Below are 21,162 nucleotides of genomic sequence, written 5' to 3'. Positions count from 1 at the left end.
CTATTAGCGATCGAGGGGTTTTTCTAGGTTAGCACTGAGGGCGTATTGTTGGTCTTCTCCGTCTAGCCAACGTTGACGGTAGATAATTTCTAAATCACTGCCGGCCTTGCGAAAAATTCTAGCTTGATTGAACCAGAGTCCCTGAAAAATGCGATAGAAAGCGAGGCTAAAAATAGCGACAATTAAGCCGGTAGCGGTGGAAATTAAAGCTTCACTAATACCTAAAGTTACTCCGGCTGTGGAGGAAGTTCCCAGGTCACTCAGTTGAATATTGGCCAAAGAGGTAATTAAACCGAGTACTGTCCCTAATAATCCTAGCAGGGGAGAAAGGGCGATGACTGCCTCCAGGATTTTATCGCCCCGTTTCATTAAGGATAATTGTTCATCGGCAGCCGATTCGAGGGCAAAGTGAAAAACCTCTGGATCTGGATTTTCTAAGCGCAGGGGTGCGTAGAGATAGCTACCGATGGGGTGATTGCGGGAATCCCTAGCGACTTTTGCCGCTAAGTCCCAGTTACGGGTGGCCGATTCCATAATACGATTTAAAATCTGGCCTTCACTAAGGAGGGTGCGACTCCAAAACCAAATTCGTTCGATAATAGTGCTAAGAGCTAAAATAGACAGAAAAAGCAGCGGCCACATGGCCACTCCGCCTTTTTGGATTAAATCAGTTATACTCACGAGTTGTTTTGTCCCTCCTGGGCGATCGGGTAATGATTATAGTTTAAGGATTATAGTTTAAGATTTAGCTTAATCGATTGACATTTATAGTTATCACGCTGACTTACAATACAGGATGATATGGGGCTTTTCAAGGGGCCAGAAGATATCAGAAAAGGGATTGCCCCTGAGTAACGCACAGAAAACGGGTTTCTCCGAGAAACCCGTTTTCTACTCATGCAAGGGGCAAGAGGAGAAATAGATAATCAGCCTTTAATAACTGGATTTAGTATTAAGCCAGCTAAAATAAAAAAAGGAGTGAAAATAATCACTCCTACTGATAATCAAAAGAAAAACAGGCTTAAATCTAGAGAGCGTTGGCTCCCGCCACTACTTCTAACAATTCTTGCGTAATAGCGGCTTGACGCGCTTTGTTGTAGGTACGGCTTAAAGTGCCAATTAACTCGCTGGCGTTCTCGCTGGCGTTACTCATCGCCGTCATCCGGGCTGCTAATTCACTAGCTGCCGATTCCTGGAGAGCGCGCAGTAATTGGTTATTTAAGTACAAAGGTAGGAGAGAATCGAGGATTTGGACGGGATTCTGCTCAAAAATCATATCTTGGGGAAAAACCTGCGCCGGTTGGCTGGCCATTTTTTCCCGTTGTACCTTAAATTTTCCCTCTTTAGTCACCAAACGGAAAATCTCGTCATCCTGTACCGCTAAACCTTGGGTGGTTAAAGGTAACAGGGTTTGAATCACCGGAGTGGAACTGATTAGGGAGATAAAGCGAGTATAAACCAACTCGACGCGATCGACTGTTTCCGATAAAAATAAGGAAAGCAATTCATCCCCAATCGTGCCAGCTTCATCGGCAGTGGGAATCTGTTCGAGGTTAATAAATTTAGCGGCAATGGGAGCATTCCGGCGCTCGAAATACTGTGCCGCTTTCCGGCCAGCAATAACTAATTGATAGTTAATCCCTTGCTCTTTTAATTCATTCATCCGTTGTTCGGCACGACGGATGACGTTAGTATTATAACCGCCACAAAGACCTCGATCGCCTGTCACTACCAACAGAGCCACGGTTTTTACTTCCCGTTGGGCCAGCAGGGGTAAATTAACATCACTAAAGGCTAAACGACCTTGGAGATTATAGAGTACCTGAGCGAGGGCATCGGCAAAAGGACGGGTACAGAGAACTTGTTCTTGGGCGCGACGCACTTTTGCTGCCGCCACCAGACGCATGGCCTCGGTGATTTTTTTGGTATTTTTGACCGATTGAATTTGGTCGCGAATCGCTTTGAGATTAGGCATAATTCAGTTATCAGTTATCAGTTATCAGTCATCAGTCATCAGTCAAGATTCAGGGTTTAGGAGGGAATGGAGAGGTGGGGAAATAGGGAGATCGGGAAATTTCAACTAATACCCCAAAACCCCAAAACCTCAACACCCCATCCCCTAAAACCTAACCCCCATTACCAACATTCATTTACTGATTACCAAGATTATTTAAAAGCCTGTTTGTACTCATTGATACCATCTTTGAGCAGGCCTTCCGCTTCGTCGTTGAGTTGTTTTTCAGTGCTGACGATCTCAACGTAGCGAGGTTTGCTGGTTTTCAGGTATTCGCGTAAACCAGCGCAGAAATCGATAACTTTATCGGTGGCGATATCGTCGAGATAACCGTTTAAACCGGCATAAACCACCGCCACCTGTTCCCAAACCGAGAGGGGGAAGTTTTGAGGTTGTTTGAGGATTTGACGCAGACGTTGACCGCGAGCGAGTTGTGCTTGGGTGGCCGCATCAAGGTCAGAAGCGAATTGAGCAAAAGCTTCTAATTCGTCAAACTGGGCTAATTCGAGTTTTAATTTACCAGCAACTTTCTTCATCGCTTTCGTTTGGGCCGCCGAACCCACGCGGGATACGGAAATACCAGCGTTAATTGCGGGACGGAAACCAGCGTTAAAGAGGTCGGTGGAGAGGAAGATCTGACCGTCAGTAATCGAAATTACATTGGTGGGAATGTAGGCAGAAACGTCACCGGCTTGGGTTTCGATAATCGGCAGGGCGGTCATGCTACCACCACCGAGGGCATCGCTGAGTTTAGCAGCGCGTTCTAGTAAACGGGAGTGGAGATAGAAAACGTCGCCGGGGTAAGCTTCCCGACCGGGAGGACGACGCATGAGCAGGGATAGCTGACGATAAGCTTGAGCCTGTTTGGTGAGGTCATCGTAGATAACTAGGGTCGCTTTGCCTTTATACATGAAGTATTCGGCGATCGAAGCTCCAGTGTAGGGGGCGATATACTGGAGGGTGGCGGGGTCGTTAGCGTTAGCGGCCACCACCACGGTGTAATCCATGGCGCCTCTTTGGGTGAGGGTGTCGATTACTTGGGCGACGGTGGAGGCTTTTTGACCGATGGCGACATAGACACAGATCACGTCTTCGCTTTTCTGGTTAATGATTGTGTCAATGGCGATCGCTGTTTTACCAGTTTTTCTGTCACCGATAATTAACTCCCGTTGACCGCGACCGACGGGAATCATGGCATCGATAGCGGTGATGCCGGTTTGCATCGGTTCACAGACGGATTTGCGAGCGACAATACCGGGGGCGGGGGATTCCACCAGACGGGTTTCGCTGGCGAGGATGTCCCCTTTACCGTCGATGGGACGACCGAGAGCATCAACGACGCGGCCGACTAAAGCGTCACCCACGGGAACCTGAGCGATTTTACCGGTAGCTTTCACCGTACCGCCTTCTTTAATCCCGAAACCGTCACCCATTAACACCGCACCGACGTTATCTTCTTCGAGGTTAAGGGCGATGCCGACGGTTCCATCTTCAAATTCTAATAGTTCTCCCGACATGGCCTGTTGTAGGCCGTAGATGCGGGCAGTACCGTCACCCACTTGCAGGACGGTTCCCACGTTGGAGACCTGTACTTCTTGGTTATAGGATTCGATCTGTTGACGAATAATTGTGCTAATTTCGTCGGGTCTGATAGCTACCATAGTTTAATCTGGGAAAAAGTAAAAAATTAGAAGGTGAAAAAACGGCAAAAAAGAGAGATTAGAGGACCTTAGCGCAGGGAGAGGCTGAGGCGTTGTAGTTGACCGCGAATGCTGGCATCAAAGACCTGAGAACCGACTTTGATCACCACACCACCGATGAGGCTGGTATCAACTTTGGTTTTCAGTTCGACCACATTTGCCCCAGTTAGGGTTTTCACTTTGTCGATGACGATTTGTTTTTGGCTATCGTTCAATTCGGTGGCCGAGGAAACTTCCGCTAAAACGGTGTTAGTCAGCGCTCTGGCCAGGGTGAGATATTGTTGACAAACGGGTTCTAAAAATTGAATCCGACGTTTATCGACTAATAACATCATGAAGTTAGTTAAATAGGGATTGGCACTGGTTCCCATTACTTGGGAAAGAACGGCTTTTTTAGCCTCTTCTTTGATGACGGGATTGCCAATAAAAGCTCTTAGATCGGGAGCATTTTCCAACAATTCTAAGAGGGATTTAATTTCGCCGCCGATCGCTTCTAATTGTCCGCTGCTTTGGGCGACGGAAAGTAATGCTTGGGCGTAGGGTTCGGCTATTTCTGAACTGATTAAACTTCCCTGCATCTATTTACCTCCTAGGTTGGCCAAACTGCGATCAATTAGGGTTTGTTGTACCGATTCTTCCAGGCCAGCGCTTAATTGGGATTCCACGTTAGCTAAGGCTAAAGCGGTAATTCTTTGGCGTAATTCTACTAAAACGCGATCCTGTTCCGCTGAGAGATCTTTAGCGGCACTTTCGCGCATTCTTTGAATATCGAGTTCAGCTTGGGCGGCGATGTCGGTGGTGACAGTTTTAGCTCTATCTCGAGCATTATTGATAATTTTTTCGGCCTCTTGTTTTGCCAGGGCGAGTTTTTTCTGTTCTTCGGCGAGGGCGTTAGCGGCAATATTTTTCCGGTCTTCAGCTTCGGCTAAAGCTTCAGCAATCTTCGACTGACGTTCTCCGAGGATTTGTCCGAGAACTTTGCGGCCGTAGAAGATGACTAAACCGAGCAGAATTGAGAGGTTAAATAGGTTAGTTCCTAGGATATCGGTGTTGATGCCGAATCCTTCTGCTGCCGCTTCCTTCGCCTCCGTGGCTAATAATAAAACTGTGTCGATGATCATGATTATTGAGGGCGGGGAGTAGGTTATTCAGTTATCAGTTATCAGTTATCAGAGGTAAGTTTCCAGTCTTCTAACTTCTGACGACTGACTTCTATCTTTTCACTGATCACTGTTATTAACCAAGGGCTGGGGTTTAGCGAACGAGTTCGGGGCCGAGGAGTTTTTCGAGAATTTGACGGGAAAGAGAGGCCACTTGTCCTTCTAGAGAACGAAAGGCTTCTTCTTTCTGTTGGGCAATTTCGGCGGCGACGGCTTCTTTACGAGCGATCGCTTCTTTTTGGGCTGCGGCAACTCGTTCGCTGGCTAGTTTTTGGGCCTCGGCTTGCGCTTGGGCGATAATCTCTTGGGATTGTTTACGAGCCGAAGTTAATTGCAATTCGTACTCTTGTACCAGTGCTTCGGTTTTGGCTAGTTGTTCTTTGGCTCCGCCTTCGGTTTGCCGAATATACTCCGCCCGTTCATCTAAAACTTTACTGAGGGGTTTATAAAAAACGGCGTTCAGGATCACTGCCAAAAGAATAAACTGTAGTGCCATCACTGGCAGGGTGGCATCGAAATCAAACATTGATTTATTCCTGATAAATAGAAGCTATAGACAGGTTCAAAAAAGGAAGATGATCCCCCTGCTTTAAAAGTAAACAGTCAGGGGTAATCACTAAAATTCCCTTAATTAGCTATCAGCCTTCCGTCCCAAAAACCAGATTTTTTAGTTGGCTCCCTTGGCGTTTTTTCGAGTTTTTAAAACTCTGCTGCCAAGCTGGGGACTGGGGGCTGATAGCCCACTGCTTTTTTAATTAGGCGAAGGGGTTAGCGAACAGTAAAACGAGAGCGATAACCAAGCCGTAGATGGTTAAGGATTCCATGAATGCCAAGCTGAGGAGAAGGGTACCACGAATTCTTCCTTCAGCTTCGGGTTGACGGGCGATACCGGAAACAGCTTCTCCAGAAGCAGTACCTTGACCAACACCGGGGCCGATAGCGGCTAAACCAACGGCGAGGGCGGCGGCGATAACGGAAGCGGCAGCTACTGTGGGGTTCATGGTGATTTTTTCCTCTATTTACTAATCAATTTCAATCTGTTGTTTACAGAGCGCGTTCTCAGCCTCAAAAAATGGCTGGTTTTCTGCTCAAAACTCCCGAAAGAGTTTTTGGGAAAGAACGATCCTGGAATTCAGTTGCTCATCCTGAATTCGACCAATAATTTCTTAGTTATTATCCTATTATTTGGACACTTTTTCCTAAGAAATTTTTCTTTTTTTCGTCCCTCGCTTTTAAGCGTGTTCCTCTTCGTGTTCCGATTCCAGGGCCTCATGGATATAGGCCCCAGCAAGGGTGGCGAAGACAAGGGCCTGAATAGCGCTGGTAAATAAACCGAGAGCCATCAGGGGTAGGGGTACGACTAGGGGGACAAGGAAGACTAATACGGCTACTACCAACTCATCTGCGAGGATGTTTCCGAAAAGACGGAAGCTGAGGGAGAGGGGTTTGGTAAAGTCTTCTAAAATTTTGATCGGTAATAGCACGGGAATCGGCTCTAGGTAGTGAGCGAAGTAACCGAGTCCTTTTTTACTGATGCCTGCGTAGAAGTAAGCGAGGGAAGTCAGTAGGGCTAACGCCACCGTGGTATTGATGTCGTTAGTGGGGGCGGCTAATTCTCCTTCGGGCAGTTCGATTAACTTCCAAGGAATCAAGGCCCCTAACCAGTTAGAAACGAAGATAAATAAAAATAGGGTGCCGATGAAGGGCAACCAGGGTCGATATTCCTTTTCTCCTAGCTGGTTTTTGGCTAAATCGCGCAGAAATTCGAGAACGTACTCCATGAGGTTTTGAATACCGCTAGGGACTTTCTGGATTTTGCGGGTAGCGGCGATCGAGGCGATGATTAAGATAGCGAAGACGATCCAGGAGACCGCGATCACTTGCCCGTGAATTTTTAGTCCGCCGATGTGCCAGTACCAGTGTTGTCCCACTTCCAGGGAAGCGAGGCTATAAAAATTAAGCACACTTAAACTGTCTAACATTTCCACCTTGGAGAGATTCGGTTTCGCAAATCAGGGTTATTTTTAACGGACAAAAGGTTTAGGAATCGGCTTTCTGCTCCAGCTTGAAGATGGTTTGCAGGGTATAGACGATGATCGCGCCTTTATAGGTTAAAAAACCCAAAAAAACTGGCACTATGTGCAGTTCTTGCCAACGACTGGCGATGATGATTAATCCAGCGAATAGGGCTAATCCTTTTTTGCCTACCCGATTTTTCGTTACCCCCAATTTTTCCACTTCCCCGGCGAGGAGTTTTAGGTAAACAACTCCCACCATTGCCCCTAATAGGTAATTAAGGGCGGTATTGAGGGAATAAAACAAGCACACGGGGATAAAGATCACACCGCTTAAGATCAGGGTGGTGATCAATAGGGTGTTTTGTAGTTGATAGTATTCCCGCATCGGATCTGACGGCGGGGTGGTTTCTGGGGTTGGGGGAGATTCGATCGATGGATCAGACAAGGTACACCTAAATCAGCGATAGACTAATCTCAATATCTGGATTGCTTTCCCAGCTATGACGCTCAGGTAAGCCACAAGACATATTATCACGGCAGCGGCAACAATTATTAAGCAATTGTAAATTGTCATGATTCCCCCCGCTCTCAGCCATCAGCCTTGAATCAGTTATCAGTGGCTCTCTTGGGGTTATAGTGATGAGCAGCTCTTATCGAAGAAAGAGCGTAGGCTATAGGTCCCTACCAATCACACAGGTGCAATGTAGGGGCGCAACGTGGTCAGTGAGTTTATCCAACTGCTTGCGCCTATAATGTGACATTGTGAACATTTTTCAGCCAATATCCAAGAGAGCTTTTCCAGTTCACTGATTACTGATTACTGTTTACTGGACGGCTACGCCGTGCCTTTGGCAACACTGAAAAGCTCCCCACTTCCCCATTTCCCCAGAATTAGTCTCAATCAGGTTTTTTTAAGAGTTTTGCGCCACAGTTTTTACAAAAATTGGCATCTATATCGTGACGGGGTAAACTACAATCTGGACAAGGATAATCAGTTTGAGTGCCAGATTTTAATAGTTGTTTAGTCAGAGTGCTAATTTGTAATGGAATTAATAAAACTCCCGTTAAAATCATTAAAACTGTCACCATTTTGCCCCCATCGGAAAGGGGAGTCACATCCCCAAATCCCACGGTAGTCATGGTCACAACGGCGAAGTAAAAAGCATCAAAAAATGTCCGATAAACTTGGGGATTAATTGGGTGTTCGATCTGATAAATTAAACCAGCATAGACAAAAATAATCGAAAATAGAGTTAGTAATATGCGAATAAATACTATCTGATCGGAAGTTTTAATTTGAAAAATAGAAAGATCGGAGCCAAAAAAACGAATCACTCGCAGAATTCTAAACCAGCGAAAAATTCTAAAAAACCTAATATCAAAAAATCCAAAGAATAGGGGCAGAATTGACAATAAATCTAGGATCGAAAAAATATTAAAAACAAAGCCTAGTTTTGATTCCGCACACCAAAACCTAATTAAATACTCTAGGGAAAATAAGCTTAAAATTCCCCAATCAAGCTGACGTAACCACATTTGCCAAGTGGCGGATAAGGGATAGGTTTGAGCCACATAAATCCCCAATGAGAGTAAAATTAATGCTAGGATAAGCAGATTTACCGTCAGTCCGATCGCCGTGGTGACATCCTCTAAATAAAAAGCTATTTTGGCGCGAAAAGAGAGCATAAATTCAGCGATCAGTAAACAGCAACCAGTAATCAGTCAACTGAAAACTTACATCTGATAACTTACATCTGATAACTTACATCTGATAACTGATAACTGATAACTGATAACTGATAACTGATTAAGGTAATTCCACCGAAGTTGGTTTAGCAATATGAGGCAAACCCCAACCCAATTTTTCTCGGAGGATGCGGAAGAATTCCGTTGATTGCAGACGAATAAAATGGACTTGGTGAGGCGATTTCTGCACATTAATTCGATCTTCTGGCAAGATATAAGAACCGCCATTACCGTCCACTACCATCACCATCCGATTAGCAGTTGCTGGAAAAATATTTACTGTTTCCTTGTCAGAAAATACCAAGGATCTGGAAGCTAAAGAATGGGGACAAATGGGGGCTAATTGTAATACCGGCACATCGGGAGTTATTACCGGGCCACCGGCGCTGAGAGCATAGGCAGTAGAACCCGTGGGAGTGGAGAGAATCACCCCATCAGCAGCGATATCGACGGGTGCGTGTTCACCAATTTGAATCTCAAAATGACACATACTGGTGAGGGGTTCCCGGTGGACGACTACCTCATTGAGAGAAAGTGCCTCCCAGAGGAGGGTATCTTCGCGAAACAGTCGCACCGTGATCATCGAGCGATTTTCGATGGTGTATTTCCCCTCTAAAACCTGCTCTAGGGCGGGTTCAAGCTGATTTAGGTAAATTTCGGTCAAAAAGCCCATGTGTCCCGTATTGACCGTTAACAGGGGCAAATTGAGGGTGGCCAACTGCCGGGCCGCCGATAGGACTGTACCATCGCCACCCAGCACGATCGCAAAACTTAAATCTTGCTCGAAATGGGGGGGGACTAACTGATCGATCGGGGTAAAACAAACGGGACGAGAGGGTTTAGAATGGCCTAGCAGGCCACCGCTGCCGGTAGCCATAAACACCTGCCAACCTAAAGAAAGTAGCTGATCTTGTATCTGATGGGCTGTTTTACAAGCGATAGGCTTAATATCGTTGTAAATAATGCCGATTTTGGGCATTGACAAATTTTCCTACTGCTGGTTCACGCTTTCTTTTTGAAAGGGGTTTTCTTCTTCTTCTGAGCTTTTTGTTTCTCGAAGTCGATTTCCTTGAGCTTCTTGAGAATGCGGCTAAAGTATTCTTGTAAATAGGATTCTAAAGTAGTTGTTTGACTCGGATCAAGGCCAAATACTTGATAAACTTCTGCCATGGGGGCATCAAGAGCTTGACCACTAGCGAGAACTTCCGCAAAAGCTAGTCGGTCAGATATATTATAAGTCCATTGGAAACAACGGGTTATTCCTCGCATAAAACGCAGTAATCCCATGGGTAAACGCCAAATTTTCCCCTCTTTAGCCGATAGGCGCTCGCAAACTTCGATAATTTCTTCAGCTTTCCAAGCTTTGCTGCCGACCACGGGATAGGACTGACCGACGGTTTCGGGGACCTCTAAAGCGCGAACGGCGAATTTAGCGATATCTTGGGTGTCCATGTAGGCGATCGCTGTACTTTCCCCCGTGATCCAGACGGTTTGATTATCTAACATCGGGATGGCGTATTGGCCGATTAAACCCTGCATAAAGCCACAGGGACGGAGAATTGTATATTTTAAACCCGATTCTGCTAGAAATTTCTCGGCACAGCGTTTTATCTCCATCAAAGGCACGTTGGGATATTTTTCGGCATTGAGAATCGAAAAGAAAATAAAGCGATCTACTCCCGCAGTTTTGGCCGCTTGAATCAGATTAACTTTACCATCCCAATCCACCTGTTTAATGCTGGCTGAGTCCGTCGCCCGGGCCGTAGCGGCATCGATCACCGCGTCCATTCCCTCTAAAGCGGTAATAATGGTACTCTTATCCCGCAGGGTTCCCCCGACTAATTCCGCGCCCCATTCCTTCAAAAAAGCCGCTTTTCTCTGACTGCGGACCAAACAACGCACTTTATGTCCCTGATCGATAGCATGACGCACGATCTGTCGTCCTAGGGTTCCCGTCGCACCGATAACTAATACTTTCATCTATAATTAATTTTTTGTTACATTTGTTAACACTTCTCTAAGATAGTATCAAAAAAGTGGCTCATTAGGGATAGAAAAATTCTAAGATTCCCCGATCCCCGTCCAGTTCTACCATTGTTCCCACTGGTAAAGCGGCATTATCGCCATCATGACCGAAAGGTAACTCAGCAATAACCGCAATGCCTAAATCGCCCAAACGCTCTTTTAAGACTTCCTCTACGGTTTGACTATCACTACCGGGGGCTGCCAGACAACGGCTAAAACGACCGAGAGCAATGGCTTTAATTTGCGAGAAAATGCCCAGCATTCGCCACTGAGTTAACATTCGATCGATCCGGTACGGGGCCTCGGTTACGTCCTCTAGGGCTAAAATTACCCCCTCTAGGGTGGGTTGAACCGAGGTTCCGAGGAGGTGGGTGGCTACGGTTAAATTAGCTGGTAATAAGCGTCCCCGCACTTTGCCCCCACCCCAACCTTGACCGACAAGAGGGGCTAAAGGACGACCTTCCAGAAGAGAAAAGAGGCGATCGATTGATTGGGGACTTTCTTGGGCTAAGGTGGTTAAAACTGGCCCGTGAACGCTACAAATGCCCTGTTTCGCTAAACTCCATAAAATCCCCGTCACGTCGGAAAAACCGATTAACCATTTTGGGTTAGTTTTTGCCCATGTCCAATTTTCCAAGAGGCGAGCGCTACCGTAACCCCCCCTCGCGCACAGAATTGCTTGACAATCGGGAGCTTGCCATGCTTGGGCTAAAGCTTGACGACGTTCCTCGTCGCTACCGGCGAGATAACCGAGACGATTCGACCAATTCTCGCTAAATTCCACTTGATAACCCCTCGATCGCCAGATTTCTACGCCTTTTTCGAGGGAGGCTAATTCCTTGACGGCACCACTGGTGGCCACCAGAGAAACTTTAGCACCGGGTTGCAGAAAGGATGGGATGATCATAGGCAGATTAAGCGGAAATTACAGGTAATTTTGTGACAGCATGAAAACTGACAGCATATTCTATCGAATGTTTCTCGATTTTCCCGATTCGTTCTTTGAATTAATTGAGCGACCCGATGCTAGGGTTAGCAATTATCGATTTACTTCCCAAGAAGTCAAACAACTAGCTTTTCGATTAGATGGTTTATTTTTGCCGCTCGATAATCTAGAAAATTCACCCTTTTATCTGGTAGAAGTGCAGTTTCAAAAGGATGAAGACCTATATTATCGATTATTTTCGGAACTTTTCCTGTATCTTAGACAGTATAAACCTTTATCACCCTGGCAGATAGTTGTTATTTATCCTAGCAGCAATTCTCATTTTGAAATAAATAGAGCATTAACCCCGATTTTGGCAGGGAAAATATAGTACGAAGCAACTATTTTCTAGAAGAGGCGAACAATAAAAAAAACAATTGGCTAGACAAATTAAGTATAAATACTCAAGCAATCAAAGAGGTTGGCTGAGAACGAACGGGGTTAAATCAGGAAGATAGTTCTGTTTTTAGAATAGAGAATTCAAGGGAAATAAAAATTTATAATTATTGTCAGCTAAGGTAAAATGGGTGAGATAGAAATCCACTAGCACGTCAAATTATTCCAAGATGGCTCAAAAAGCGGCAACCCTAGAAATTTCGGAATTAATGCAATTTTTACATCAAGAATTAGATGATTTACCCGATGAGAGGAAACCTGGAAATAATAGAAAATATGAGATAAAAGATGCCGTGATGGCTGCATTTTCAGTCTTTTTTACTCAGTCGCCGTCTTTTTTAGACCATCAACGTTTAATGAAAAGCAATAAGGGAAAAGATAATGCTGAAAGTTTATTTTCAATTAAAAAAATTCCTGGGGATAATCAAATAAGAAATTTGTTAGATCCAGTGCCAGCATCTAATATCTCTAGGACTTTTCAAAAAGTCTATGAATGGTTAAAAGAAAAGGGAGTTTTGAAAAAGTTTCTCTACTTAGATGGAGAAATATTAGTGGCGTTAGATGGCACAGAATATTTCTCATCAAAGAAAATTAATTGCCCTCATTGTAACTGTCGTAATCATCGAAATGGAACTACAACTTATTTTCATGGCTGTGTCACACCGATAGTAGTTTCTCCTAAGCAAAAACAAGTAATTAATTTAGAGCCAGAATTCATTAAAAAACAAGATGGACATCAAAAACAAGACTGTGAAAATGCGGCCGTTAAAAGATGGTTAAATAGGAATCATAAAAATAAGTATGGTTATCCTGTAACTCTTTTAGGAGACGACTTATATTCTCACGAACCTGTTTGTGAATTAGCGATAAAACAAGGTTATAATTTTATTTTTGTTTGTTTGGAAACGTCGCATAAAACTTTATATGAATGGCTAGAATTTTTAGAAAAAAGTGGCGAAGTTAGGACCGTTGAAAAGAAACAATGGGATGGACGAAAAAATCTAATTTATCGTTATCGTTATGCTTCTAGAGTTCCCTTAAGAGAGGGGGACTCAAGTCTCGAAGTTAATTGGTGTGAAGTGACTGTTATCAATGAAAAAACCCAGAAAACTATCTACCAAAATAATTGGATAACTAATCATAAAATCACGGAAAATAATGTCGAAGAAATTGTCAAAGCTGGACGTAGCAGATGGAAAGTTGAAAATGAAGGCAATAACGTTCTTAAAAATCACGGTTATAATTTAGAGCATAACTTTGGTCACGGTCAGAATCATTTGTGCGAGTTCTTATTGTCTTTGAATTTACTAGCTTTTTTATTTCATACCGTGTTGGATTTAGTTAATTACACCTATCAAAAGATTCGTGAGCTATTAGTAACTAGGACTTCTTTCTTTAATGATATTCGTACCCTATTAAAATTTATTTGGTTTAAGAATTGGTCGGAATTTTTCTCATTTATTCTAACCGAATATGTCCCATTTAAAAAAGTAAATTCTAGTTAAAAATGTCAATTTTTCGAGAGAAGGAAAGATTATTTTATTCATTGAAAAAACCACAAATTAGGTCAGAATTTCAGCTAAATTTATGAGTTGAGATAAGTTTTTTATGGGCAGATATTTTAAAACTGTCTCTTGAAGCTAATTATGATGATTATCTTGAAAAAAAATGATAATTAGACAGAAGTTCTCTATGTGAACAAGAGAACTTTATCTTCTTTTGTTTTCAAAATGAGAATTGCTGTTATCCTAGTCGAGAAATTGAGCGAGAACATCCCCAGCAATTTGCCGATTTTTTATCCTTGGCCAGGATTAAAAGAATCTATCTGGATGAATTGCCAAATGACGAGACTCCTTCCTTAGCGATCGCTCTGATCAAATTGGTTACGGAAAGTGAGAGTCAAGCTGTTAATTCTGCTAAGATTTTAATTAAACAGGCTCAAAGAGAAGTCAGCGATCGCTTAGTGCAGAGAAATGTCATTGATTTAATCGAAACCATAATCATTTATAAATTACCCCAAAAAAGTCGAGAGGAAATTGAAGCTATGTTAGAACTAAAAGACCTCAAACAAACTCGTTTCTATCAAGAAGCTTTTGGAGATGGAATTGAACAGGGAATTGAACAGGGAATTGAACAGGGAATTGAACAGGGAATTGAACAGGGAATTGAACAGGGAATAAACTTGCAAAAATTGAAAACAATTCCTCTACTGCAAGACCTCGGTTTAACCCCACAACAAATCTCGGAACGCTTAGAATTAACTCTGGACACAGTGCTTAACTATTTGGCACGACAGCAACAATGATCAATTCTGTTTTAACAGTCTAGAAAAACAGCAGTCGAGAGGAAATAGAAGCTATGTTGGAACTACAAGACCTCAAACAAACTCGTTTCCATCAAGAAGCTTTTGGAGATGGAATTGAACAGGGAATTGAACAGGGAATTGAACAGGGAATAAACTTGCAAAAATTGAAAACAATTCCTCTACTGCAAGACCTCGGTTTAACCCCGCAACAAATCTCGGAACGCTTAGACTTAACTCTGGAAACAGTGCTTAACTATTTGGCACAACAGCAACAATGATCAATCCTGTTTTAACAGTCTAGAAAAACAGCAGTTGTTAAGTAGTGGACAAATGGATAGTAGCGAATCAGTGACCTTTAACCTATCAGCGATGACATGAAAACTGACAGCATATTCTATCGAATGTTTCTCGATTTTCCCAATTCGTTCTTTGAATTAATCGCTCAACCCGATGTTATTGTTAGCAATTATCGATTTACTTCCCAAGAAGTCAAACAACTAGCTTTTCGATTAGATGGTTTATTTTTGCCGCTCGATAATCTAGAAAATTCACCCTTTTATCTGGTAGAAGTGCAGTTTCAAAAGGATGAAGACCTATATTATCGATTATTTTCGGAACTTTTCCTGTATCTTAGACAGTATAAACCTTTGTCACCGTGGCAGATAGTTGTTATTTATCCTAGTCGAGAAATTGAGCGAGAACATCCCCAGCAATTTGCCGATTTTTTATCCCTAGCAAGGGTTAAAAGAATCTATCTGGATGAATTGCCAAATGACGAGACTCCTTCCTTAGCGATCGCTCTGATCAAATTGGTTACGGAAAGTGAGAGTCAAGCTGTTAATTCTGCTAAGATTTTAATTAAACAGGCTCAAAGAGAAGTCAGCGATCGCTTAGTGCAGAGAAATGTCATTGATTTAATCGAAACCATAATTATTTATAAGTTACCCCAAAAAAGTCGAGAGGAAATTGAAGCTATGTTGGAACTACAAGATCTAAAACAAACTCGTTTCTATCAAGAAGCTTTTGGAGATGGAATTGAACAGGGAATTGAACAGGGAATTGAACAGGGAATTGAACAGGGAATTGAACAGGGAATTGAACAGGGAATTGAACAGGGAATAAACTTGCAAAAATTGAAAACAATTCCTCTACTGCAAGACCTCGGTTTAACCCCGCAACAAATCTCGGAACGCTTAGACTTAACTCTGGACACAGTGCTTAACTATTTGGCACAACAGCAACAATAATTAAACCTGTTTCAACAGTTTAGAAAAACAGTAATTGCTAAGTAGTGGACAAATGGATAGCAGCGAATCAGTGACCTTTAACCTATCAGTGATAACTCGATGAATAACGACTTATTGACTTTTCTCTTTGGTGTTGCCCTTCTCATTCTCTATCTAGTTTTTTCAGCTTTAACCGAGATGGGAACAAAATGGCCTTGGACAAAAAAATAGAAATACTTATAGAGGTTAATAAACATAACACTGGCAGGGATTCGGCCATTGGAAAGATTCTATTCGCTCTACTGATAAAATATGAAACTAATTGCTGATATTTCCCCGAGCTTAGATTTATTCTTGTTGCTTTTTTTCTGGCATTGTCTCATCGGTACCATTGCTACAATCATCGCTATCAATAAAGGCTATCCAAGATTAAATTGGCTAATCTTCGGCCTTCTGGGAGGAACCTTTACCTTTTTTATCGCTCTTTTCCTGAAAAAAAGGCCAAAATTTAAGGGATGATATTGCTTGATTATCCTTTAATAGTTCCCATCAACACCTCTAAATCTTCTGCGTCTAACTCCTCTGGGATACCATTGCGAATTAATTCCGAAAAATCCTCATTGGGAACCATAAAACATAGTGCATAAAGTCTTCCGTCCCCCACATTTCTAATCTCGTGAATACCCGTGGGACGGACTAATAAACTATCCCCTGGACCTAGGGGAATCGGTTTACCATCACAGATAGCCATTCCCTCCCCTTTGAGGATAAAAAACATTTCTACCGCAAAATGATGACGATGGGTAGGGGTGCGACCGTGGGGATCGAAAATTTCCACACAGACGGTCAAGGAATCCCCCGCTACGGTAGAATCGAAGACGATCGCTAAACGATTCGTATCCCCAGCGCTAATGCGAAAAACTTGATAATCCCGGGGAGATCGAATCACGGGTAACATACAATGATCGCTGGTTAGTTGGCTATTCATCGCTAATTTCGATCGAACTGTGGATGATTCTAAGACTAGCAAAAATTTTCAACTTCGCTCGATTGCGTCCACCACTTTCCTCACATCTACGATCGCGGCCACATCATGAACCCGCAGGATATCGGACCCCTTAGCGATCGCTATAGCACAGGCCGCCGCCGTTCCGAAAACTCGTTCTTTTGGGTCATCTTTGCCTGTAATCTCGCCGATAAAGCGTTTTCTCGACAATCCAATTAAAATAGGTAAATCTAAATCCCGAAATTGCCCTAATTCTCGCAATAACTCAAGATTTTGTCTTCCAGTTTTGGCGAAACCAATCCCCGGATCGATGATAATATTTTCCCTAGCAATACCCCACTGTAAAGCTTCCTTAACGCGATCCTGTAAAAATTCTTTAATTTCCTTGACTAAATCATCATAATGTGTTAGTGATTGCATGGTTTGCGGATTGCCTCGCAGGTGCATGAGGATGATGGGAACGGCCAATTTAGCCACCGTAGGCAATAATAGGCGATCGAAGGTTCCCCCAGAAATATCATTGATCAAATCGGCCCCGGCGGCGATACCCTGGGCTGCTACAATCGCCCTAGTGGTATCGAGAGAGATAGGAATAGAACTTTGTTGTCGAATAGCGGTGATTACGGGGATAACTCGCGATAATTCTGCTTCTAGGCTAATTTCTTGCGCTCCCGGACGGGTGGATTGACCACCGATATCGATTATATCAGCCCCAGCCTCGATCATTTTCATCGCTTGTAGCATGGCATTTTCAACATTGTCAAATTCTCCCCCATCACTAAAACTATCGGGAGTAACGTTCAAAACACCCATGATATAGGTGCGTTTTCCCCAAGCAAAAATATGTTCACGAATTACCGTTAAATTAGACATAATAATAAATCCTGTTGAAAAAGTATATGAATTATGAATTATGAATTATGAAGTGGGGAGAATAAATAAAAATAATCTCCTGATAACTGATAACTGATAACTGATAACTGATAACTGATAACTGATAACTGATAACTGATAACTGATAACTGATAACTGATAACTGATAACTGATAACTGATAACTGATAACTGAGGTTCTTCGGTTTGTCTTATGCAATGGACGGGGGTTATAAGGGATGGAACCCTTATATACAAAGGCATTTGGCGATTTTTGTCAATTGCTTTTGATCTAAAGCGAACTAATCAATTAAATTCCTTGCCAGATAAGGATTTAGTCGATTTATGCCTCCTATCGAACCATACCAAGTAACGAAGAGCCATAACTGATAACTGATAACTGATAACTGATAACTGATAACTGATAACTGATAACTGATAACTGATAACTGATAACTGATAACTGATAACTGATAACTGATAACTGATAACTGATAACTGATAACTGATAACTGATAACTGATAACTGATAACTGATAACTGATAACTGATAACTGATAACTGATAACTGATAACTGATAACTGATAACTGATAACTGATAACTGATAACTGATAACTGATAACTGATAACTGATAACTGATAACTGATAACTGATAACTGAAGGTGATAGTTAATTTTTAAGTAGAGAAGAATCTTTTAATTCAAAATAAGCTTGTACTTCTTCTTTCCAGAGTTGATATTTTTCTTGAATTAGTTGATATTGACTAGCAAAATCGAGGTGACAATCAACGAGATTGCTATCGATATCGGATTGCACTAATTCCCTTTCGATTAGGGTTTCTCGGATAAATTTTAAACATTCTTGTCTCAAAGTTTCCGCTTGATCGATAATTAGCTGGACTTGATTAATTGCTCGATCATACAATGGGGTTTGTGAATGAAAAATTTCGGAAGATGCGGCCAGATTTCGCAGTCTATGGAATTGATTTTTCTTTTCTACTAAACTGGCAATTTTGGGGTTAATTTCAAAAAGCAGGGTTTTCACCAGAGGAGCCAAGCGTCGAGTGTTAGTATAATCGTAGTTATTAAGGTCTGATTTGATTAGGTGTACCTGTGGTAAATCGACCGTAATATCGTGAAATTGAATCTCGGTTTCAGTGATGGTGGGATGAATTGTTTTAACTTTCCAAGTAGTAATAGAAGTCAACTGCTGGCGATCACTATTAACCATTTGCTGCTCCATTTTCAGCACATCGAGGGGAATACTATAAAGTTTTTTATCAGGAATATAGATAACATCGCTACCGAGAATGCGATCGATTTTAGGACGACGATATAAATAATGATACAGCAATCGATAAAAGCTTTTACTCCCTTGAAATATCTGGAGAAATAACCAAATTTTCCAGCTAAATAACCCGCTAAGAAAGCGTCCGAATAGATGGAAGTTCGAGGAGGGGTTATTCATGAAATTCCGTGATCAGTTATCGGTGAGGAATCGGAGGTTTGGTTCTTTTCAGCGATCGGTAAACAGTAATCAGTAATAAAGATGAAGATAACTAACTAATTAACCTAAAACTTACGTCTGATAACTGATTAAGGACGTTCTCCGGGTAGATTTTTTGGCGATGTTGGTTTCGATCTTACCTGTTGACGACCGTTGCGGATAACCTGTAACATTTCCCCTAATTGTCGATCGAGATGTTCTAAAACCGCTTCAGCATAGTCATCAGCACCTTTTTGAATTTCATGACATTCAGCTTGGGTTTTTTGTCGTAACTGTTGCACTTCCTGCATGGTGCTGTGACGCATCTGTTCGATTTCATCGAGGGTTTGTTGTTGCAAGGATTCGCACTCCTGCTGAACCCGTTGACGAATTTGGGATGCTTGCCGTTCTGCTTGTTGAATAATACCAGACTCGTCGAGAATTTGGGCGGCCCTTTGTTGAGCGGAACGAAGAACTTGTTGAGCGTATTCTTCTGCTTTAGTGATAATTTCCTGTTCTTCCTGCAAAATTGCTAAAGCTTTCTGTACTGCTGGTGGCACGGTTTCATAGATGAGATCGATTTGTTCGGCTATCTGTCCCTCATCGATCATTGTCCAACGGGTTAGGGGGATATGGAAACTATCAAAAATCATCTCTTGCAGACGCGCCAGATCCTGATAGATATCGAAATCGACGGGTGGACTGGGAACCCCACTATTAGAAGTGTTAGGTACTGCTTTTCTGCGATCATTAGATTCTCGGCGCGCCATAGGTTCAGATCGTCCTCATTGCTGTATTTTAGTATGTTAGCTATAGTATGAGTAAATATCTCTAGAAACATTTTCCGGGACTAGATGACTGACGGAGCCACCGAATTGAGCAATTTCTTTAACCACGCTACTACTTAAAAAACTATATTCTTTAGTGGTGGCTAAAAAAACCGTTTCGATTCCTTCCCAGAGAGTTTTATTGGTGTGTGCCATTTGCAGTTCTTTTTCAAAGTCTGAGAGAACGCGCAACCCCCGCAAAAGTACCTTAGCACCTTTTAATCTGGCATATTCAACCGTCAATCCTGAAAAACTGTCTATCTCAACGTTTTTCAGGTGTTTTGTACAGTAACTGATCTGTTCTATGCGTTTTTCGACGGTAAACAGGGGGTTTTTATGGGGATTGCAGAGAACTGCCACGATTACTCGCTCGAATAGTGGTACACTCCGTTCGATAATATCTAAATGACCGAGTGTAACTGGATCGAAGCTGCCGGGGTAGATGGCGATCATTTCTCAACCTTCACACCTCGCCAAAAAGCGATATATCCTTTAATATTTTGGGCTTTTGGCTTAGGATCGAGATAATACCAAGCGGCATCTTTATTGTCCTGTCCATCTACCCTGAGAGTATAATAACTAGCCTCTCCTTTCCAAGAACAAATGGTATGGGTGTTACTGGGTTGGAAATATTCAGCTTTGATGGTATCGGGGGGAAAATAGTAGTTTCCCTCGACAATTTCGCAGTTATCGCTTTCCGCTACCACTGCACCATTCCAAATCGCCTTTGCCATGACACTAACTCCTAGTTCTGGTTCAAAATCATCTTACAACAGAGTTTGTAAATGTTGAACCAGTTGGTTAACCTGCATCACTCCCTCGATTCGATCGATCGGTTGACCATTTTTAAAGACTACTAAAGTGGGTAAAGCTTGAATACCGTACTTACTGGCTAAATTGGGATATTTATCTGTATCAATTTTGACAATTTGCAGGCGATTTTTGAAATACATTCCCGTTTGTTCTAGAATCGGAGCCATCATTTGACAGGGACCACACCAAGTGGCATAGAAATCCACTAACACGGGAAGATTAGTGGTTTGCAACAGTTCCTGAAAACTGGAAAACTCTTTTTTGACTGCCATAAATTGTCACCTCGCCAGAAAAATAGCCTTTTCCCTACTATAGCTTTTCTAGATGCTCCTTAGACCTCCTGCAAAAGTAAGTTCTCGATGTGCTATCGGCTCAAAATATCTTAAAAGTCAGATAAATTTGCGATAATTTTCGGTTTTATGGCTAGGATAGTTGTCTCTTGTCTTTTTTATCCTCATCTCCCCACTCCCTATCTCCCTATCTCCCTACCTCCCCATTTCCCTACCCCCCCATCTCCCCACTCCCCTCTCCTGTCTCGGAGTCTCCTGTCTCCTCACCTAACGGAAGATTTTTGATTTCTT

At 42.6% G+C, this 21,162-nt stretch carries 22 protein-coding genes and 3 pseudogenes; 5 read left to right on the top strand and 20 right to left on the bottom strand.

The annotated features are described in order from the left end of the window. Positions 1 to 3: 3 nt before the first annotated feature. From ACE3JL_RS04055 to ACE3JL_RS03995, 13 genes are all read right to left on the bottom strand, one after another. On the bottom strand, positions 4 to 642 hold the full coding sequence (locus ACE3JL_RS04055; protein WP_024968580.1) for a MotA/TolQ/ExbB proton channel family protein: 639 nt from the start codon (positions 640 to 642) through the stop codon (positions 4 to 6). A 385-nt stretch (positions 643 to 1,027) separates the two neighbouring features. Further along, positions 1,028 to 1,975: a F0F1 ATP synthase subunit gamma gene (locus ACE3JL_RS04050; RefSeq protein WP_002750073.1), complete on the bottom strand. Its 948-nt coding sequence runs from the start codon at positions 1,973 to 1,975 to the stop codon at positions 1,028 to 1,030. A gap of 191 nt (positions 1,976 to 2,166) precedes the next feature. Then, entirely contained in the window at positions 2,167 to 3,675 is a 1,509-nt protein-coding gene (atpA, locus tag ACE3JL_RS04045) for a F0F1 ATP synthase subunit alpha (protein ID WP_110578666.1), read from the bottom strand. A gap of 68 nt (positions 3,676 to 3,743) precedes the next feature. After that, the gene (gene atpH / locus ACE3JL_RS04040) at positions 3,744 to 4,292 is read right to left on the bottom strand and encodes an ATP synthase F1 subunit delta (RefSeq protein WP_002769606.1); all 549 of its coding nucleotides are present in this window, start codon (positions 4,290 to 4,292) and stop codon (positions 3,744 to 3,746) included. Further along, positions 4,293 to 4,835, bottom strand: a complete 543-nt coding sequence (locus ACE3JL_RS04035) for a F0F1 ATP synthase subunit B (protein ID WP_110578667.1) — start codon at positions 4,833 to 4,835, stop codon at positions 4,293 to 4,295. Positions 4,836 to 4,968: 133 nt separating this feature from the next. Continuing rightward, positions 4,969 to 5,400 carry a F0F1 ATP synthase subunit B' gene (locus ACE3JL_RS04030; protein ID WP_002740070.1) on the bottom strand — a complete coding sequence of 144 codons (432 nt, stop codon included), beginning with the start codon at positions 5,398 to 5,400 and terminating at the stop codon, positions 4,969 to 4,971. 229 nt (positions 5,401 to 5,629) lie between these two features. After that, positions 5,630 to 5,875: an ATP synthase F0 subunit C gene (gene atpE, locus ACE3JL_RS04025; RefSeq protein ID WP_002740068.1), complete on the bottom strand. Its 246-nt coding sequence runs from the start codon at positions 5,873 to 5,875 to the stop codon at positions 5,630 to 5,632. 231 nt (positions 5,876 to 6,106) lie between these two features. Beyond that, positions 6,107 to 6,856 (bottom strand): F0F1 ATP synthase subunit A, encoded by a 750-nt coding sequence (gene atpB, locus ACE3JL_RS04020; RefSeq protein ID WP_002739857.1) that lies wholly within the window; start codon positions 6,854 to 6,856, stop codon positions 6,107 to 6,109. Between the two features lie 58 nt (positions 6,857 to 6,914). After that, complete coding sequence (locus ACE3JL_RS04015; RefSeq protein ID WP_150978544.1) at positions 6,915 to 7,277, bottom strand: ATP synthase subunit I; 363 nt, start codon at positions 7,275 to 7,277, stop codon at positions 6,915 to 6,917. Between the two features lie 512 nt (positions 7,278 to 7,789). After that, on the bottom strand, positions 7,790 to 8,578 hold the full coding sequence (locus tag ACE3JL_RS04010) for an ion transporter (protein ID WP_271988076.1): 789 nt from the start codon (positions 8,576 to 8,578) through the stop codon (positions 7,790 to 7,792). Between the two features lie 121 nt (positions 8,579 to 8,699). Further along, positions 8,700 to 9,617, bottom strand: coding sequence for an NAD(+) kinase (locus ACE3JL_RS04005; protein WP_158198466.1), 918 nt, complete (start codon positions 9,615 to 9,617; stop codon positions 8,700 to 8,702). Between the two features lie 23 nt (positions 9,618 to 9,640). Further along, positions 9,641 to 10,618, bottom strand: coding sequence for an SDR family oxidoreductase (locus tag ACE3JL_RS04000; protein ID WP_375328895.1), 978 nt, complete (start codon positions 10,616 to 10,618; stop codon positions 9,641 to 9,643). 64 nt (positions 10,619 to 10,682) lie between these two features. Continuing rightward, positions 10,683 to 11,570, bottom strand: coding sequence for an LD-carboxypeptidase (locus ACE3JL_RS03995; protein WP_375328894.1), 888 nt, complete (start codon positions 11,568 to 11,570; stop codon positions 10,683 to 10,685). Positions 11,571 to 11,610: 40 nt separating this feature from the next. Between ACE3JL_RS03995 and ACE3JL_RS03990 the strand changes: the two genes are divergently transcribed. From ACE3JL_RS03990 to ACE3JL_RS03970, 5 genes and pseudogenes are all read left to right on the top strand, one after another. Next, the gene (locus ACE3JL_RS03990) at positions 11,611 to 11,979 is read left to right on the top strand and encodes an Rpn family recombination-promoting nuclease/putative transposase (RefSeq protein ID WP_375328893.1); all 369 of its coding nucleotides are present in this window, start codon (positions 11,611 to 11,613) and stop codon (positions 11,977 to 11,979) included. Between the two features lie 235 nt (positions 11,980 to 12,214). Beyond that, a pseudogene (locus ACE3JL_RS03985) lies at positions 12,215 to 13,463 on the top strand (ISNCY family transposase). A 325-nt stretch (positions 13,464 to 13,788) separates the two neighbouring features. Further along, a pseudogene (locus ACE3JL_RS03980) lies at positions 13,789 to 14,349 on the top strand (DUF2887 domain-containing protein); the annotation flags it as partial. 32 nt (positions 14,350 to 14,381) lie between these two features. Further along, a pseudogene (locus ACE3JL_RS03975) lies at positions 14,382 to 14,627 on the top strand (flagellar assembly protein H); the annotation flags it as partial. 96 nt (positions 14,628 to 14,723) lie between these two features. Then, complete coding sequence (locus ACE3JL_RS03970; protein ID WP_375328892.1) at positions 14,724 to 15,596, top strand: Rpn family recombination-promoting nuclease/putative transposase; 873 nt, start codon at positions 14,724 to 14,726, stop codon at positions 15,594 to 15,596. A 508-nt stretch (positions 15,597 to 16,104) separates the two neighbouring features. Here ACE3JL_RS03970 and ACE3JL_RS03965 read toward each other — a convergent pair. From ACE3JL_RS03965 to trxA, 7 genes are all read right to left on the bottom strand, one after another. After that, complete coding sequence (locus tag ACE3JL_RS03965) at positions 16,105 to 16,563, bottom strand: cupin domain-containing protein (RefSeq protein WP_002758047.1); 459 nt, start codon at positions 16,561 to 16,563, stop codon at positions 16,105 to 16,107. Positions 16,564 to 16,611: 48 nt separating this feature from the next. Continuing rightward, positions 16,612 to 17,454, bottom strand: coding sequence for a dihydropteroate synthase (gene folP / locus ACE3JL_RS03960; protein WP_271988471.1), 843 nt, complete (start codon positions 17,452 to 17,454; stop codon positions 16,612 to 16,614). Between the two features lie 671 nt (positions 17,455 to 18,125). Further along, the gene (locus ACE3JL_RS03955) at positions 18,126 to 18,923 is read right to left on the bottom strand and encodes a hypothetical protein (protein ID WP_271988470.1); all 798 of its coding nucleotides are present in this window, start codon (positions 18,921 to 18,923) and stop codon (positions 18,126 to 18,128) included. A gap of 128 nt (positions 18,924 to 19,051) precedes the next feature. Further along, positions 19,052 to 19,711: a hypothetical protein gene (locus tag ACE3JL_RS03950; protein WP_271988469.1), complete on the bottom strand. Its 660-nt coding sequence runs from the start codon at positions 19,709 to 19,711 to the stop codon at positions 19,052 to 19,054. A gap of 36 nt (positions 19,712 to 19,747) precedes the next feature. Then, a complete protein-coding gene (gene coaD / locus ACE3JL_RS03945) occupies positions 19,748 to 20,221 on the bottom strand; it encodes a pantetheine-phosphate adenylyltransferase (protein ID WP_002750042.1) in 474 nt (157 codons plus the stop codon). After that, the gene (locus ACE3JL_RS03940) at positions 20,218 to 20,502 is read right to left on the bottom strand and encodes a DUF427 domain-containing protein (RefSeq protein WP_271988468.1); all 285 of its coding nucleotides are present in this window, start codon (positions 20,500 to 20,502) and stop codon (positions 20,218 to 20,220) included. Before ACE3JL_RS03940 ends, coaD begins: the two co-directional genes overlap by 4 nt. A 33-nt stretch (positions 20,503 to 20,535) precedes the next feature. Then, the gene (gene trxA, locus ACE3JL_RS03935; protein WP_002758059.1) at positions 20,536 to 20,853 is read right to left on the bottom strand and encodes a thioredoxin; all 318 of its coding nucleotides are present in this window, start codon (positions 20,851 to 20,853) and stop codon (positions 20,536 to 20,538) included. Positions 20,854 to 21,162: the final 309 nt, after the last annotated feature.

This window comes from Microcystis sp. BLCC-F210, assembly GCF_042134685.1.
In the GTDB taxonomy this organism is placed as follows: Bacteria; Cyanobacteriota; Cyanobacteriia; order Cyanobacteriales; family Microcystaceae; genus Microcystis; species Microcystis aeruginosa_D.
This window is presented reverse-complemented; position numbering and strand designations above follow the sequence as displayed.